Source organism: Streptomyces sp. NPDC054770 (assembly GCF_053611985.1).
Window position 1 is genome coordinate 1 of the sequence record NZ_JBSHBL010000035.1, and the last position, 14814, is coordinate 14814.

Here is a 14814-nt window from a genome sequence, read left to right on the forward strand (position 1 = left end):
GGCTGTCAGCGGAAGACGACCGTGCAGCGGCCGTTGACCAGTACCCGGCTCTCGCTGTGCCACCGCACGGCGCGGGCCAGGACCTGGGCCTCCACGTCACGGCCCAGCGCGACCAGTTCGTCGGGGGCGTGCGAGTGGCTCACCCGTACGACGTCCTGCTCGATGATCGGGCCCTCGTCCAGATCGGGTGTCACATAGTGCGCCGTGGCGCCCACGAGCTTGACGCCGCGCCGGTGCGCCTGGACGTACGGCCGGGCCCCCTTGAAGCTCGGCAGGAAGGAGTGGTGGATGTTGATGGCCCGGCCGTCGAGCTGTTTGCACAGGTCGTCGGAGAGGATCTGCATGTACCGGGCGAGCACCACGAGGTCGACGTCCAGTTCGCCGACGAGACGCAGCAGCCGGGCCTCCGCCTCGGCCTTGGTGTCGGGCGTCACCGGGATGTGGTGGAAGGGGATGCCGTAGGTGCGGGCCAGCGGCTCGAAGTCGCGGTGGTTGGAGACGATCGCCGGGATCTCGATGTTGAGCGCGCCCGTGGATCTGCGGAACAGCAGGTCGTTCAGGCAGTGGCCGAACTTCGACACCATGATCAGGGTGCGGGTCGGGGTCGACGCGTCGTTCAGCCGCCAGGTGATCCGGTGCTCTTCGGCGACCGGGGCGAAACCGGTCCGCAGCTCGTCCAGTGAGACGGCACCGTCCGGGACGTCGAAGTGCACCCGCATGAAGAAGCGGTCCTCCAGCCGGTCGTCGAACTGCTGGCTCTCCAGGATGTTGCCGCCGTGGCCGACCAGGAAGCCGGTGACGGCGTGGACCAGACCGGCCCGGTCGGGACAGGACAGGGTGAGGACGAACTCGCGGCCGGGCTGCGGTCTAGGAGACATGACATCCTCCTGATGCGCACTGCGCAACGATGTGGGTTATACGCAACATCGTCCAGCCAAGACGGTTGGCGGGTCAAGGGGGCATGTTCTACTTGACGCATCACTCTGTGCGATACGCAACGCATCTCCGTGCCGGTCCGGTCAGCCGCCGGCCCGGTGCCGCTCCGCGAGCCGCTCCAGATGGGCCGTGCGTGACTCGCTCGTCTGGCCCTGGACCAGCAGGAACAGGCCCTCCCTGGCCAGCCGTTGGGCACGCTGGTCCAGGGACATCGCCCGGCCGCCGCCCGTCACCACGGCCGCCGTCGTGGCCGTCCGCAGCAGCGCGAACGCCTCCGCCCGCAGCGCCAGCCGCTCTTCCGCGTACTCACCGGGCACCGGGTGGTCGGCGAGCGCGTAGGCCCGTCGGCGGACCTCGCCGAGACGCGCCCGCAGGGGAGCGGCGTACTCCTCCGGCACCAGCGCCAGTGCCGCGGCCGTGATCCCGAAGACCGCCGGGTTGGCGTTGCGGGGCTTGGGACGGTCCGCCGCCGCCCACCGCGCGTACGGCATCCGGAGCGCGACCGCGTCCTCCGGGACCCGCAGCCCGTCCAGGTCCAGGGAGACCGTCCGGGACGCGGTGAGGGCCGCCAGGCGCATCGGCTCCGACGGCCGCAGGCCCGGCTGTTCCCGTGCCTCGACGAAGGCGAACAGGGCCTCGTCGTCCTCGGTCACCCCGGCCAGCAGCAGCACGTCGTTCAGGCCCCAGCCGGTGTACCAGGGGACGGTGCCGTCGAAGCGCCAGCCGTCCGCCTGCCGCCGTACCCGCACGGGGATCCGCGGATACGACCGCAGATGCGCGTACGCCACCCCCGACAGCAGTTCACCGCGCGCCAGCGGGCCCAGCAGGCGTTCCCGCACCGGCAGGTCGGTCCCCGCCAGGGTCAGCACCGGCGTCTGGTGCTGCGTCTGCACGAACCAGGTCGAGCAGCACGCCCCGGCCAGGATCTCCGCCGTCTCCCGCACCACGGCCGCGGGCGCCGCCGAGCCGCCGTACGCCACCGGCGCGCTCACCCCGAGCAGGCCCGAGCGCTTGACCGCCTCGATGTGGCTCACGGGGACGCCCTCCTGGTCGACGCGCTCGGCGGCGGGGGAGAGGAGGCCGTCGGCGAGTTCCCGGGCGCGGGCGACGAGCGGATGTGCGGCGATGGTCATGGCGAAGATTCTTCCGGCTGCCTGGCGCGAGGTGTCGATCCGGTGGCCTGCCGTTCGTGTAGAAGGCGAGAACACCCCACGGAGCACCCCACGGAGCACCCCGCGGAGCACCCCGCGGATCACTCCACGGAAATCCTCACGGAAAACCTCACGACGACCGAGGAGAACAACATGAAGCACTACCTGCTCAGCGTGGTCCAGCCGGCCGACGGCACCCCGCCCTCGCCCGACGCGCTCGCCGCGATCACGCGTGACGTCGAGGCCTTCAACGACGAGCTGCGCGCCGCCGGCGCCTGGGTCTTCGCGGGCGGCCTGCACGGTCCGGAGACGGCCACCGTGCTGCGGCCCGAGGGCGGCGACGTACTGATCACCGACGGCCCCTACGCCGAGGGCAAGGAGTACCTGGGCGGGCTCTGCCTCATCCGCGCCGAGGACCTCGACGCCGCCCTGGAGTGGGGCCGCAAGGCCGCTCTCGCCACCACCCTCCCCATCGAGGTACGGCCCTTCGTGGACCAGCACTGATGGCGGAAGCCGCCGACGTCGAGGCCGTCTTCCGCGCCGAGTACGGGCGCGCGGTCTCGGTCCTCGTCCGCTTCCTCGGCGACATCGACCTCGCCGAGGAAGCGGTCCAGGACGCCTTCACCACGGCGCTGGACAGCTGGCCGCGCGCCGGGGTGCCGCCGAGCCCGGCCGGCTGGATCATCACCACCGCCCGCAACCGCGCGATCGACCGGCTGCGCCGCGAGTCCTCCCGGGACGCCCGGCACGCCGAGGCCGCCCGGCTTAACGCGCCCGACCCACCGGCCGAGGAGGGCCCCGTGCGCGACGAACGGCTCCGGCTGATCTTCACCTGCTGCCACCCCGCGCTCGCCCTCCAGTCCCGGGTCGCCCTGACCCTGCGCCTGCTCGGCGGGCTCGGCACGGCCCGGATCGCCCGCGCCTTCCTGGTCCCCGAGCCCACCCTCGCCCAGCGCCTGGTGCGCGCGAAGGCGAAGATCCGCGACGCGGGGATCCCGTACCGGGTACCGAAGGACGCCGACCTGCCCGACCGGCTGAACGGGGTACTGGCCGTCGTCTACCTCGTCTTCAACGAGGGCTACGGCGGCGATCCCGCGCTGTGCGCCGAAGCCGTACGCCTGGGACGACTGCTGTACGAGCTGATGCCGGACGAGCCCGAGGTGGCCGGGCTGCTCGCGCTGATGCTGCTCGTCGAGGCCCGGCGGCCCGCCCGGGAGCCGGTGGAGGGCGAGTTGGTGCCGCTGCCCGAGCAGGACCGCGGGCGGTGGGACGGGGAGCTGACCGCCGAGGGGCAGGACCTCGTCCGGCGGTGCCTGCGCCGCAACCGGCCCGGGCCCTACCAGATCCAGGCCGCGATCAACGCCGTGCACAGCGACGCGGCCACCGCCGAGGCCACCGACTGGGGGCAGATCCTGCGGCTGTACGACCAGCTCATGGCCGTCGCCGCGAGCCCGGTCGTCGCGCTGAACCGGGCGGTCGCGGTCGCCGAGGTCGCGGGCCCGGCCGCGGCACTGAAACTGGTGGATGCGATCGACCTGCCCGGGTACCACGTGCTGCACGCCGTCCGCGCCGACCTGCTGCGCCGGCTCGGCCGGGACGCCGAGGCGGTGGCCGAGTACGACGCCGCCATCGCGCTCGCCCACAGCGTGCCCGAACGGGCACACCTCGCACGCAGGCGGGGCGAACTCACCGGCTGACCAGGTGTGATCTTTGTCAAGCGCAGTAGTTTCGGGATGCCGGAATTTACTTCTGACCATGAATGGTTGCAAAGTACATCTGACCGTCGAGGCCTTCGCGTCCTCGAGACCGTAGCCGGGCCTCCCGGGCCCGTGCGCACCACCAGCGAGGCATCCGTGAACCAGCCCACCCCCGAGCAGCCCGCCGACGTCGTGGCCCGGCTGCGCGCCACCTTCCGCACCGGCCGCACCAAGCCGATCGAGTGGCGCACCGGCCAGCTCCGCCGGCTGCGCGCCATGCTCACGGAGGGCGGCGCGGAGATCGCCGCCGCCCTCCATGCGGACCTGGGCAAGAGCACCCGCGAGGCCTACGGCTCCGAGATCGACTTCACCATCCGGGAGATCGACCACACCCTGGAGCACCTGGACGAGTGGCTGCGCCCGGAGCCCGCCCCCGTCCCGGCGCACCTGGGTGGCGACACGACCGCCTGGACGCAGTACGACCCGCTGGGCGTCGTCCTCGTCATCGCCCCGTGGAACTACCCGGCCCAGCTGCTGCTCGCCCCCGTGGCCGGTGCCCTCGCCGCCGGCAACGCGGTCGTCGCCAAGCCCAGCGAGGTGGCCCCCGCGACCTCGGCCGTACTGGCCCGGCTGCTCCCGGCCTACCTCGACACCGAGGCGGTCGCCGTCGTCGAGGGCGGTATCCCGGAGACCACGGCCCTGCTCGCCGAGCGCTTCGACCAGATCTTCTACACCGGCAACGGCGTGGTCGGCCGGATCGTGATGCGCGCCGCCGCCGAGCACCTCACCCCGGTGGCCCTCGAACTCGGCGGCAAGTCCCCGGCGTTCGTCGACCGCGACACCGACCTCGCCGTCGTCGCGCAGCGGCTGGCGCGCGGCAAGTTCCTCAACGCCGGTCAGACCTGTGTGGCCCCCGACTACGTCCTGACCGACCCGGAGACGGCCAAGGCCCTGGAGCCCGCCCTGGCCAAGGCCGTCCAGGAGCTGTTCGGCAGCGAGCCCAAGGAGTCCGGCGAGTACGGCCGGATCGTCAACGAGCGCCATTTCGACCGGCTCAGCGGACTGCTCGGCTCGGGCCGGGTGGCCGTCGGCGGCGACACCGACCGCGCGGCCAGGTACATCGCGCCCACGGTGCTCACCGACGTCGACCCGGAGTCTCCCGTGATGCGGGAGGAGATCTTCGGTCCGATCCTGCCCATCGTGACCGTCCCGGACCTGGACAGCGCGATCGGCTTCGTCAACGACCGCGACAAGCCCCTCGCGCTCTACGTGTTCAGCGAGTCCGACGGCACCCGGGACCGGTTCGCCGCCGAGACCTCCTCCGGCGCCCTCGGCCACGGCCTCCCGGTCGCCCATCTCACCGTCTCCGACCTGCCGTTCGGCGGGGTGGGGGAGAGCGGCATGGGCAGCTACCACGGCCGCTACTCCATCGACACCTTCAGCCACCGCAAGGCCGTCCTCGCCAAGCCCCTCGGCTGACCCCCTCCGCCACCCTCCGGGCCCGGACCGCACCGACACGGCCGGGCCCGACCGGTGTCGCGGTGCGGTGCGGGCGGCGGTCGTGGTGCCGCGAAGGGGTGGCGGGGTCCGACCGCTGCTCTGCCGGGCGGTTGCCCGGGCTTGCCCGGTGTGCGGCCGCGACGATGCGTCCACGCCGTGCCGCCGGCTGCTCCCTTCGGCCGCGGTGGATTCCCGACTCCCTTGTTTCCGGCCGCGATTGCGGATGCCACGGCTCAGGAGCCCAGGACTGGTTGACTGGTCTACACCCTTGACTGGTACAGACCAAGGCAGTTGAGTGTGCCTCACACCCCCCACCGCGGCCGCACCCCTTTTCCAGGGGCGCGGCCGTGCTCCGCGAAGGAGTTGACCCGTGTCGAGGCACCGTATCGCCGCGCTCCTGACCTCGCTCGCCATAGGCGGCTCCGTCCTGGTGTTCCAGGCGGCCCCCTCGGCCTCCGCCGCCGGCTTCGTCGTCAGCGAGGCGCAGTTCAACCAGATGTTCCCGAGCCGGAATTCCTTCTACAGCTACAGCGGCCTCACCGCCGCCCTCAGCGCCTACCCGGCGTTCGCCAACACCGGCAGCGACACCGTCAAGAAGCAGGAGGCCGCCGCCTTCCTGGCCAACGTCAGCCACGAGACCGGCGGACTGGTCTACATCGTCGAGCAGAACACCGCCAACTACTCGCACTACTGCGACTGGAGCCAGTCCTACGGCTGCCCCGCGGGCCAGTCCGCCTACTACGGGCGCGGCCCCATCCAGCTCAGCTGGAACTTCAACTACAAGGCCGCGGGCGACGCGCTCGGCATCGACCTCCTCAACAATCCTTGGCAGGTTCAGAACAACTCTGCCGTCGCCTGGAAGACCGGCCTGTGGTACTGGAACACCCAGAAGGGCCCCGGCACCATGACCGGCCACAACGCCATGGTCAACCAGGCCGGCTTCGGCCAGACCATCCGCAGCATCAACGGATCCCTGGAGTGCGACGGCAAGAACCCCGCGCAGGTGCAGAGCCGGGTCAGCGCCTACCAGAAGTTCACCCAGATCCTCGGTGTCCCGGCCGGCAGCAACCTCTACTGCTGACCTGTTCGTCAGGACCGTGTGCCAGACTCCGTCGATGACCTCCGAAACGATCACCGCGGACGCGTCCGGCACCTGGAAACTCGGCGACCTGCCCGTCCACCGCCTCGGCTTCGGCGCGATGCGGCTGACGGGCAGCATCGCCTTCCCCCACGGCATCCCGAGCGACCGCGCCCGTTCGACCGCCGTCCTGCGCAAGGCCGTCGAACTCGGTGTGAACCACATCGACACGGCGGCCTTCTACTTCTCCACCCTGCGCTCGGCCAACGAACTCATCAACACCGCCCTGTCCCCGTACCCGAAGGACCTGGTCGTCGTCACCAAGGTCGGCCCGTTCCGCGACTACTCCGGCGAGTGGGGCGCCTCGGCCCGCCCCGACCAGCTGCGCGGGCACGTCGAGGAGAACCTGCGCCAGCTCGGCCGCGACCACCTCGACGTCGTGAACCTCCGCCGGATGGGCCAGGACTCGATCGCCGAGCACTTCGGCGCCCTCGCCGAACTCCGCGAGGCCGGCCTGATCCGGCACCTCGGGGTCTCGGCCGTCGAACCGCGCCATCTCGACGAGGCGCTGGCCATCGCCCCCGTGGTGTGCGTGCAGAACCGCTGGGGGCTCGACACCCGGGACCCGGACACCGACGAACTGGTCCGCGTCTGCGGCGAACGGGGCATCGCCTTCGTACCGTTCTTCGCCGTCGCGGGCGAGGCCGGGGCGGGCGGTGTCGCCGAGGCCCACGACGACGAGGTCCTCGCCGTCGCCCGCGCCCACGACGCCACCCCCGCGCAGATCCGCCTCGCCTGGACCCTGCACCAGGGCGCGCACGTCCTCGCCATCCCCGGTACCGGCAACCCGGACCACCTGGCCGAGAACGTGGCGGCCGGTGCCATCCGGCTCACCGAGAACGAACTGACCCGGCTGAACGCCCTCCACACCAGGGCCGGTTGACGGCCCGGCTCGGCCCGCCCGCACCCCGTCCCGCATCAGCTGCCGGCCACCCAGTTCGTGCACCCCGCACCAGGCCTGCACCGCATACGGCCGGATCCGGAAGACGGCGTACGACAGGCTGTCCGCGCGGGTCCCAGCCCGTCTTCGCCCGCAGCGCCCCGGCCGCCGCCTCCGGCACGTCGGCCGGGGGCCCGGCCTGCGACGACGCCCCCTCCCGCGACGGGCTCCCCATAATGGGCTCACGGGCGACGGTCGCCGCCGGGCTGAGCTGACTACACTGGCGTAGACGGTCCACGGACCGAGGACGAAGAAGGGGTGAGGAACCTTCCATGGCCGACGGGAAGGACGAACGCCGGCCCGCCGGCGAACTGGAGGCGAGCGTCATGGCGGCTCTCTGGGCCGCCGGTGCGCCCCAGACCCCCGGACAGGTGCAGCGGAGCCTCGGCACCGCCCTGGCCCGTACGACGGTGACGACGATCCTGACCCGGCTGCACGACAAGGGCGTGGTCGAGCGGCACCGCCAGGGCCGCGGCTACGCCTACGTACCCGTCCAGGACGCGCAGGGCCTGACCGCGAAGCGAATGCACACCGAGCTCGACCGGGACGCCGACCGGGAGACCGTGCTCGCCCGCTTCGTCGCCCAGCTCAGCCCGGACGACGAGCGGGTCCTGCGCGGCCTGCTCGAAGCCGACGAGCAACCCGGTGGATGATGATCGCACTCCTGATCCTGCCGCTGCTGCTGCCGTTCGCCCTGCCGCCCCTGGCCCGGCGGGCCCTGGACCGGCTGGCCCCCGTCGTCGTGCTCCGGGCGGTCACCGGCTCGGCCGTCGTCCTCGCGGGATGCTCGCTCGCCGCGCTCGGCGCGTTCGTCCTCACCGGGCTGCTCAAGCTGCCGTTCTTCGCCGCGCTCGGCGAGCTGATCCGGCCGCTGCACACCGCCTCCGACCGTTACGTGCTGCCGCTGGCGGCCGTGTCGGTGGGCGGCCTCGCCGTGTGCGCCTGGACGCTCGCGCGGTCGGTACTCCACCAGGTCCGTGCCTTCCGCGCGGCCCGCACGGAGGCCGGGCGAGGGCCCGCGGCCGGTGATCTGTGCGTGGTCGACTCGCCGTCCCCGGACGCGTACGCGCTGCCCGGCAGGCCGCACCGGATCGTGGTCACCACCGGGATGCTGCGCAGCCTCGACGGAAGCGAGCGGGAGGCGCTGTTCGCGCACGAACGGGCCCACAACGCGGGCGGCCACCATTACTTCCTCGCCGCGGCCGAGCTCGCGGCGCACTGCCATCCGGCGCTGCGCCCGGTCCGGGACGTCATTCGGCTGGCCGTCGAGCGGGCCGCCGACGAGGCCGCGGCGAACGCGGTGGGGGACCGGCGGCTGACGGCCCGCGCCATCGCCCGGGCGGCGCTCGCGGGGCAGGGCGGGGGCGTGGAGCGGCCGGCGTTCGTGTCGGGTGCCGCGTCCGGGCCGGTGTCGCAGCGGGTGCAGGCGCTGCTGACCGCTCCGCGGGTGGGGCGGCGGGCCGGGGCGTGGGTCGCGGTGCTGCTGCTGGTGGCTTGCGCCGGGCTGTCGTGCGTCGCTTCCGCGAGCGGGATGATCGACTTTCATCATCGGGTGGAGGTCGCGCAGGGGGAGGCGGAGCGGTAAGGGCCGCGTCGATGGTCGGCTGCGGGCCGGTGGGGGCTGGTCGCGCAGTTCCCCGCGCCCCTTACGGGGCGCTTCGACTGGCGTCCGTTTAGTTTTACGTATAACCTCTCCCGCTAACCGATCCACCGAAAGGCCCCCATGCGACGCGTCGCCCTGGTCACCCTTGTCGTCGGCGACTACGACGAGGCGATCCGCTTCTACACCGAGGCCCTCGGGTTCCGGCTCGTCGAGGATGCGCCGCGGCCCGACGGCTCCCGCTGGGTCGTCGTGGAACCCGGCGCGCAGGGCCAGGGCACCGGGCTGCTGCTGGCCCGGGCCAAGGACGAGGAGCAGCGCGCCCGCGTCGGCGACCAGACGGGCGGCCGCGTCGGGTTCTTCCTGCACACCGACGACTTCGCCCGCGACCACGCCCGGATGACTGCCGCCGGCGTGACCTTCCTGGAAGAGCCGCGGCACGAGCCCTACGGCAGTGTCGCCGTCTTCCAGGACCTCTACGGAAACCGCTGGGACCTGCTCCAGCCCGCCGCCTGACCGATCACCCCGAACCACCTGCCGAGGAAAGCTCCACCATGACCGCTACGCGCGTAGATGCAGATGTGATCCGTCGCCTTCCCAAGGCCGTCCTGCACGACCACCTCGACGGCGGCCTGCGCCCCGCCACCCTGGTCGAGCTCGCGGCCGAGGTCGGTCACACCCTGCCCACCACCGACCCCGACGAGCTGGCCGCCTGGTACGTCGAGGCCGCCAACTCCGGCGACCTGGTCCGCTACATAGCCACCTTCGAGCACACCCTCGCGGTGCTGCAGACCAAGGACGCGCTGCGGCGCGTCGCCGAGGAGTACGTCCTCGACCTCGCCGCCGACGGCGTGGTGTACGGCGAGGTGCGCTACGCGCCCGAGCTGAACGTGAAGAGCGGGCTGACGCTCAACGAGGTCGTGGAGGCCGTGCAGGAGGGTCTCGCGGCGGGGATGGCGACGGCGGCCGCCGCCGGCACGCCCGTCCGTGTCGGCACGCTGCTCTGCGGCATGCGCATGTTCGACCGGGTCCGCGAGGCCGCCGAGCTGGCCGTCGCCTACCGGGACGCGGGTGTGGTCGGCTTCGACATCGCCGGTGCCGAGGACGGCTTCCCGGCCGCCGACCACCTGGACGCCTTCGAGCTGCTGCGCGGCGAGAGCGTGCCGTTCACGATCCACGCCGGTGAGGCCTTCGGCCTGCCCAGCATCCACCAGGCGATCCAGGCCTGCGGCGCCCAGCGCATCGGGCACGGTGTCCGCATCACCGAGGACATCGTCGACGGCAAGCTGGGCCGCCTCGCGGGCTGGGTGCGCGACCGCCGTATCGCCCTGGAGATGTGCCCCACCTCCAACCTCCAGACCGGCTGCGCCACCTCGATCGCCGAGCACCCGATCACCGCGCTGAAGGAGCTGGGCTTCCGGGTCACCCTCAACACCGACAACCGGCTGGTCTCCGGTACGACGATGACCCGGGAGGCGTCCCTGCTGGTCGAGGAGGCCGGCTGGACCGTCGAGGACCTGCGCGCGGTCACGGTGAACGCCGTGAAGAGCGCGTTCATCCCGTTCGACGAGCGCAAGGCCCTCATCGAGGACGTCGTCCTGCCCGGTTACGCCGCCGCGCTCTGAAGCAGGCCGCGCAGATAGGCCGCCTGTCCGACGTGCTGGAGGTCGTCGGACAGGACGCTCACCAGCCGCACGCCCAGTGTGACCGGCGGATCCCAGCGGGTGTCCACGATCCGTCCGAGGTCGGCGGCGGGGAGCTCGCGCAGCACCCCCAGGGTCTGCTCGTGCACCGCGTCGCAGTAGCCGGTCAGCAGGTCGGCGGAGTCCACCGTGACCTTCGCGACGTCGGCGGGCGTGTGGCCGTACCCGTGGTCCCGGGGCGGCAGGTCGAGGCCGAAACGCTTCTCCCAGCCCTGGGCCAGCCACACCTGGTCGAGGTCGAAGGCGTCGGCGATGTGGTCGTCCTGGACCCGGGTGAGGTGCCAGACCAGCCAGGTGATGGAGTTGGCGCCGGGGGCGGGGCGCCTGTTGAGCAGGTCGGGGCCGGCGCCGTCGAGGGCGGCGTGGACTTCTTCCTGGATGCGGCCGAAGCCGTCGATGAGGATGTCCCTTGCATGCATGCGACCACGATCGCGCATCGAAGGCCGTCATGCCCACGGAATCCGGCTTCCGCACCGGGACGCCCGCCGGGACTCGTCCGGTCGGCGACGGCAACTGAACGGCGCCTCCGCACCCCGTTCGACGCGGCTACGACCGGGCGGTGAACCGCCTGCGAACCAGCACCAGCACAGTCCAGCCCACCAGCATGACGAGAGCGCCGAGCGCGGCCCATCGGCCACCCATCGGAACGCCGAACACCGCCAAGGAAGCACCGACCATGGCCACGGCGGCAGCGGCCGACTCGGCTCGGAGCTGCCGAGCGGAACGCCTGCTCGCCGAAGGCCGGACGAGTTGCCGGCCGAGAAGGACCTGAAGTCCGTTGACCGCGGCCAGCAGAGCCGCAAGGGCGCCGAGGACGCCGAGAGCGATGGGCATGGCGTGAAGCTACACACCGAGAATCCGGCCGCCCCGCCCGGGCGGACGTGGCGTCAGGGCCAGGCCCCGTCCGGGGGTGCGGCGAGGCCTCCCGTTTCGAGGAGGGTGATCAGCGCCCGGGCCGCCGGGCTGGTGGCCGTCTCGGGCGGCAGCAGGGCGGCCGTCTCGTACGCGGCCTCGTCCGTGCCCTTCAGCGCGAGCGCGGTCAGCGCGGGGCGCTTGTGGCGGAAGTGGCGGGGTACGACGGCGACGCCCAGGTTCTCGTCGACCAGGTCCAGGAGGCTGTGCACATCGTTGACCTCCAGGGCGACCGTCCGCCGTACGCCCGCCGAGGCGAAGGCCGCGTCGGTCGTGCGGCGCGGGCCCCAGTCCGGGTGGAAGTCGACGAACACCTCGCCGCCGAGGTCCTCCGGGGTCACGGCCACGCCGGCCGTCGCCAGCCGGTGGCTGGGATGGCACAGCACCGTCATCGGCTCGCCGGTCAGGGACACCGAACGCAGCTGGTCGGTGTCGTCCTGGGTGCGGTAGGCGAAGGCCAGGTCGAGCCGGCCCGCGGCCACCTCCTCGGCCAGCGCGCCCGAACCGGCCTGCCGCAGCCGGATCTCGACGTCCGGGTGCCGGCGCCGGAACGCGGCAAGCAGCCCCGCCACATGCACCCCCGCGATGCACTGCTCGGTGCCCAGGGCCAGCGTCCCGCGCAGCACGCCCTGCACCGCCGCCACCGCCTCGTGCGCGGAGCGCACCTGGGCCAGGATGCGCTCCGCCTCGCCCAGCAGCGCCCGGCCGGCCTCGGTCAGCGTCACCCGGCGGGTCGTCCGCACGAACAGCGGCGCCCGCAGCTCCCGCTCCAGGGCCCGGATGGACGCCGACAGGCCGGACTGGGACACCATCAGCCGTTCCGCGGCCCGGGTGAAGTGCTGGTCCTCGGCGACGGCGACGAAATGCTGGAGGTGGCGCAGTTCCATGATTGAGCAGCCTAGCCGCACAATTCCATCGGATTCTCCTGTTGGACCACTGCCCGCGGCTCGGGAAAGAGTGGAACCGGTAGATCCTGTGCCCACCCCTCTGGAGTCGCGTTGTACACCGCACACCCCGACCGCTACGCCGACATGCCGTACCGCCGCAGCGGCCGCAGCGGCCTGAAGCTCCCCGCGCTGTCGCTCGGCCTGTGGCACAACTTCGGGCCAGACCGGCCCGTGACGACCCAGCGCGCCATCCTGCGCCGCGCCTTCGACCTCGGCGTCACCCACTTCGACCTGGCGAACAACTACGGCCCGCCGCCCGGTGCCGCCGAGTCCGCGTTCGGCGAGGCCCTCAGGGAGGACTTCGCGGGCTACCGCGACGAGCTGGTCATCTCCACCAAGGCCGGCTACCTGATGTGGCCCGGCCCGTACGGCGAGTGGGGTTCGCGCAAGTACCTGCTGTCCTCGCTGGACCAGTCCCTGACCCGGATGGGCCTGGACTACGTCGACATCTTCTACTCGCACCGCCCGGACCCGGAGACTCCCCTGGAGGAGACGATGGGCGCCCTGCACTCGGCGGTCCAGCAGGGCAAGGCGCTCTACGTCGGCGTCTCCAACTACTCGGCGGAGCAGACCCGCGAGGCCGCCCGGATCCTCGGCGAGCTCGGCACCCCGCTCCTCATCCACCAGCCGCGTTACTCGATGCTGGACCGCCGCCCGGAGACCGAGGGCGTCCTGGACGCCCTCGACGAGCTCCAGGTCGGTTCCATCGTCTTCTCCCCGCTGGAGCAGGGCCTGCTCACCGGCCGCTACCTCGACGGCATCCCCGAGGGGTCGCGGGCCGCGAGCGACAGCCCGTTCCTGAACTCGGACGCGGTCACCGAGGACCTGGTCGCCCAGCTGCGCGACCTCGACGAGGTCGCCAAGGGCCGCGGCCAGACCCTGGCCCAGCTCGCCCTGTCCTGGGTGCTGCGCGGCGGCCGGGTGACCTCGGCGCTGATCGGCGCGAGCAGCCCGCAGCAGGTCGAGGACTGCGTCGGCGCCATCCGCAACCTCGACTTCGACGCGGCGGAGCTGGCGCGGATCGACGCGATCATCAACCGGTGATCGGCGCGATCGCCGTGATCGTCACCCGGTGACGGGTTCGGTGGTGAGGGGGAGGGGGCACGCACCGTGTTCCCTCCCCCTTCCCGATCGCCTGGCGGACGGACGCCGGCTACGCCCCGGCCGGAACCCGGTCCAGGAAGCCCAGTACCCGGAGGATCCGGCCGTCCTCACTGAGCGTGACCACGTCAAAACCGGCCACCGGAGCGGAACCGTCCGCCTCGCTCACCAGTTCCCAGCGGAAGCGGGCCGTGTCGTGGTGGCCGTCGGTGACCCCGAGCGGACGGAACACGAAACCCGGGAACTGCTCGTGCGCCGCCGCGATCACGGCCGTGATCTGCGCGTGGCCGGCGACATCCGCGAGCGGGTCGGTGTAGGAGCCCTCCGGGGCCCAGGCCGCGGCGACCGCCTTGCCCAGCGCCTCCGGCCCGGTGGCGTTCCAGGCCTCGAAGTAGCGGGCGGCGGCGGTCTGGTAACGGTCGGTGTTCACGGACATGGCGAATCAGCCTCCATCGAGGTCGTCTCTGCTGGTCAGGGGGTGGATCGCGGCTTGCTGCGATCCGTTGGCACCACCATGCCCCGGTCCGTGCGACGGGTCGATTACCCCTCAGGTAATGAACGCCGTCCGGTACAGCTCGCGCATTTCGGCCAATTCGCAGGGGGAATATGCCAAGAGACTGGCCGGAAAGGTGTGGTGACAGTGTTTCGAAAGTGAACATACTCGAATGTCAGGAGCACTTCACCGCACAGGAGCCGCACGGAACCCGGCCGCGACGGCACCCCGGCGAGCTACGGGGGAGTGATCGTGCACGACGAATTCCTGTGCCATGTCACGGCATACGGCATGTGCGGCGGGCAACGCATCGGCGTTCCGCTCGGCACCTACCGTGCGCCGACCCTGGCACTGGCGCTGTGGTGGTTACGGGACCGGGCGTCCTGGATCGCGGAGCGGCTGGACCCCTTACCCGAGAATCCCCGGTTCCCGCGGGGATCGCTCGTACCGGTCGCCGACACCGTCTCCGACGTACCCGGCCTGCTGCGCGCCTGGTGTGCCGACGTGGTCCGGCAGGAACTCGTCGCCGACGAACTGGCCGGCGGGCGCCTGGTGCGGATCGCCCTCCAGGACGACACCACCGAGTACGAACTGCTCGCCGAGTCCATCGACGCCCTCCGGATGCAGCGCACCGTCCCGGCCCTCGTCGTCCCCGTCGCCTGACTTGTGACGGCCGCCGCCGCGGCCGTGACCAGG

General features: G+C 72.1%; 17 protein-coding genes. 11 read left to right on the forward strand and 6 right to left on the reverse strand.

The annotated features are described in order from the left end of the window. Nucleotides 1-5: 5 nt before the first annotated feature. Nucleotides 6-878, reverse strand: coding sequence for a formyltetrahydrofolate deformylase (gene purU, locus ACWGKQ_RS27430; RefSeq protein WP_453294624.1), 873 nt, complete (start codon nucleotides 876-878; stop codon nucleotides 6-8). Nucleotides 879-1019: 141 nt separating this feature from the next. Continuing rightward, a complete protein-coding gene (locus ACWGKQ_RS27435) occupies nucleotides 1020-2069 on the reverse strand; it encodes an acyl-CoA dehydrogenase family protein (RefSeq protein WP_453294625.1) in 1050 nt (349 codons plus the stop codon). A gap of 171 nt (nucleotides 2070-2240) precedes the next feature. Between ACWGKQ_RS27435 and ACWGKQ_RS27440 the strand changes: the two genes are divergently transcribed. The 9 genes from ACWGKQ_RS27440 to ACWGKQ_RS27480 all read left to right on the forward strand — a co-directional run bounded on the left by ACWGKQ_RS27440 (nucleotide 2241) and on the right by ACWGKQ_RS27480 (nucleotide 10587). After that, on the forward strand, nucleotides 2241-2591 hold the full coding sequence (locus tag ACWGKQ_RS27440) for a YciI family protein (RefSeq protein WP_453294626.1): 351 nt from the start codon (nucleotides 2241-2243) through the stop codon (nucleotides 2589-2591). Beyond that, the gene (locus tag ACWGKQ_RS27445) at nucleotides 2591-3784 is read left to right on the forward strand and encodes an RNA polymerase sigma factor (RefSeq protein ID WP_453294627.1); all 1194 of its coding nucleotides are present in this window, start codon (nucleotides 2591-2593) and stop codon (nucleotides 3782-3784) included. The genes ACWGKQ_RS27440 and ACWGKQ_RS27445 overlap by 1 nt, the downstream gene beginning before the upstream one ends. A gap of 36 nt (nucleotides 3785-3820) precedes the next feature. Next, nucleotides 3821-5263: an aldehyde dehydrogenase family protein gene (locus ACWGKQ_RS27450; RefSeq protein ID WP_453294628.1), complete on the forward strand. Its 1443-nt coding sequence runs from the start codon at nucleotides 3821-3823 to the stop codon at nucleotides 5261-5263. Nucleotides 5264-5654: 391 nt separating this feature from the next. Continuing rightward, nucleotides 5655-6365, forward strand: coding sequence for a chitinase (locus tag ACWGKQ_RS27455; protein ID WP_453294629.1), 711 nt, complete (start codon nucleotides 5655-5657; stop codon nucleotides 6363-6365). A gap of 34 nt (nucleotides 6366-6399) precedes the next feature. After that, on the forward strand, nucleotides 6400-7305 hold the full coding sequence (locus tag ACWGKQ_RS27460; protein ID WP_453294630.1) for an aldo/keto reductase: 906 nt from the start codon (nucleotides 6400-6402) through the stop codon (nucleotides 7303-7305). Between the two features lie 329 nt (nucleotides 7306-7634). Beyond that, a complete protein-coding gene (locus ACWGKQ_RS27465; protein ID WP_453294631.1) occupies nucleotides 7635-8015 on the forward strand; it encodes a BlaI/MecI/CopY family transcriptional regulator in 381 nt (126 codons plus the stop codon). Further along, a complete protein-coding gene (locus ACWGKQ_RS27470; RefSeq protein WP_453294712.1) occupies nucleotides 8015-8947 on the forward strand; it encodes a M48 family metalloprotease in 933 nt (310 codons plus the stop codon). Before ACWGKQ_RS27465 ends, ACWGKQ_RS27470 begins: the two co-directional genes overlap by 1 nt. Before the next feature lie 138 nt (nucleotides 8948-9085). Then, entirely contained in the window at nucleotides 9086-9478 is a 393-nt protein-coding gene (locus tag ACWGKQ_RS27475; RefSeq protein WP_453294632.1) for a VOC family protein, read from the forward strand. A gap of 38 nt (nucleotides 9479-9516) precedes the next feature. Next, the gene (locus ACWGKQ_RS27480; RefSeq protein WP_453294633.1) at nucleotides 9517-10587 is read left to right on the forward strand and encodes an adenosine deaminase; all 1071 of its coding nucleotides are present in this window, start codon (nucleotides 9517-9519) and stop codon (nucleotides 10585-10587) included. Here the strand turns inward: ACWGKQ_RS27480 and ACWGKQ_RS27485 are convergent. The 3 genes from ACWGKQ_RS27485 to ACWGKQ_RS27495 form a co-directional block, all read right to left on the reverse strand. Beyond that, nucleotides 10569-11084, reverse strand: a complete 516-nt coding sequence (locus ACWGKQ_RS27485) for a mycothiol transferase (protein WP_453294634.1) — start codon at nucleotides 11082-11084, stop codon at nucleotides 10569-10571. The genes ACWGKQ_RS27480 and ACWGKQ_RS27485 overlap by 19 nt on opposite strands. A 127-nt stretch (nucleotides 11085-11211) precedes the next feature. Further along, entirely contained in the window at nucleotides 11212-11499 is a 288-nt protein-coding gene (locus ACWGKQ_RS27490; protein WP_453294635.1) for a hypothetical protein, read from the reverse strand. Nucleotides 11500-11552: 53 nt separating this feature from the next. After that, entirely contained in the window at nucleotides 11553-12464 is a 912-nt protein-coding gene (locus ACWGKQ_RS27495) for a LysR substrate-binding domain-containing protein (RefSeq protein WP_453294636.1), read from the reverse strand. A 111-nt stretch (nucleotides 12465-12575) separates the two neighbouring features. Between ACWGKQ_RS27495 and mgrA the strand changes: the two genes are divergently transcribed. Beyond that, nucleotides 12576-13568, forward strand: a complete 993-nt coding sequence (gene mgrA, locus ACWGKQ_RS27500) for an L-glyceraldehyde 3-phosphate reductase (protein ID WP_453294637.1) — start codon at nucleotides 12576-12578, stop codon at nucleotides 13566-13568. Nucleotides 13569-13677: 109 nt separating this feature from the next. On the opposite strand, the gene ACWGKQ_RS27505 is transcribed toward mgrA, so the two are convergent. Beyond that, nucleotides 13678-14061: a nuclear transport factor 2 family protein gene (locus ACWGKQ_RS27505; protein ID WP_453294638.1), complete on the reverse strand. Its 384-nt coding sequence runs from the start codon at nucleotides 14059-14061 to the stop codon at nucleotides 13678-13680. A gap of 309 nt (nucleotides 14062-14370) precedes the next feature. On the opposite strand from ACWGKQ_RS27505, the gene ACWGKQ_RS27510 reads away from it, so the two are divergent. Continuing rightward, on the forward strand, nucleotides 14371-14781 hold the full coding sequence (locus tag ACWGKQ_RS27510; RefSeq protein WP_453294639.1) for a hypothetical protein: 411 nt from the start codon (nucleotides 14371-14373) through the stop codon (nucleotides 14779-14781). Nucleotides 14782-14814 lie beyond the last annotated feature (33 nt).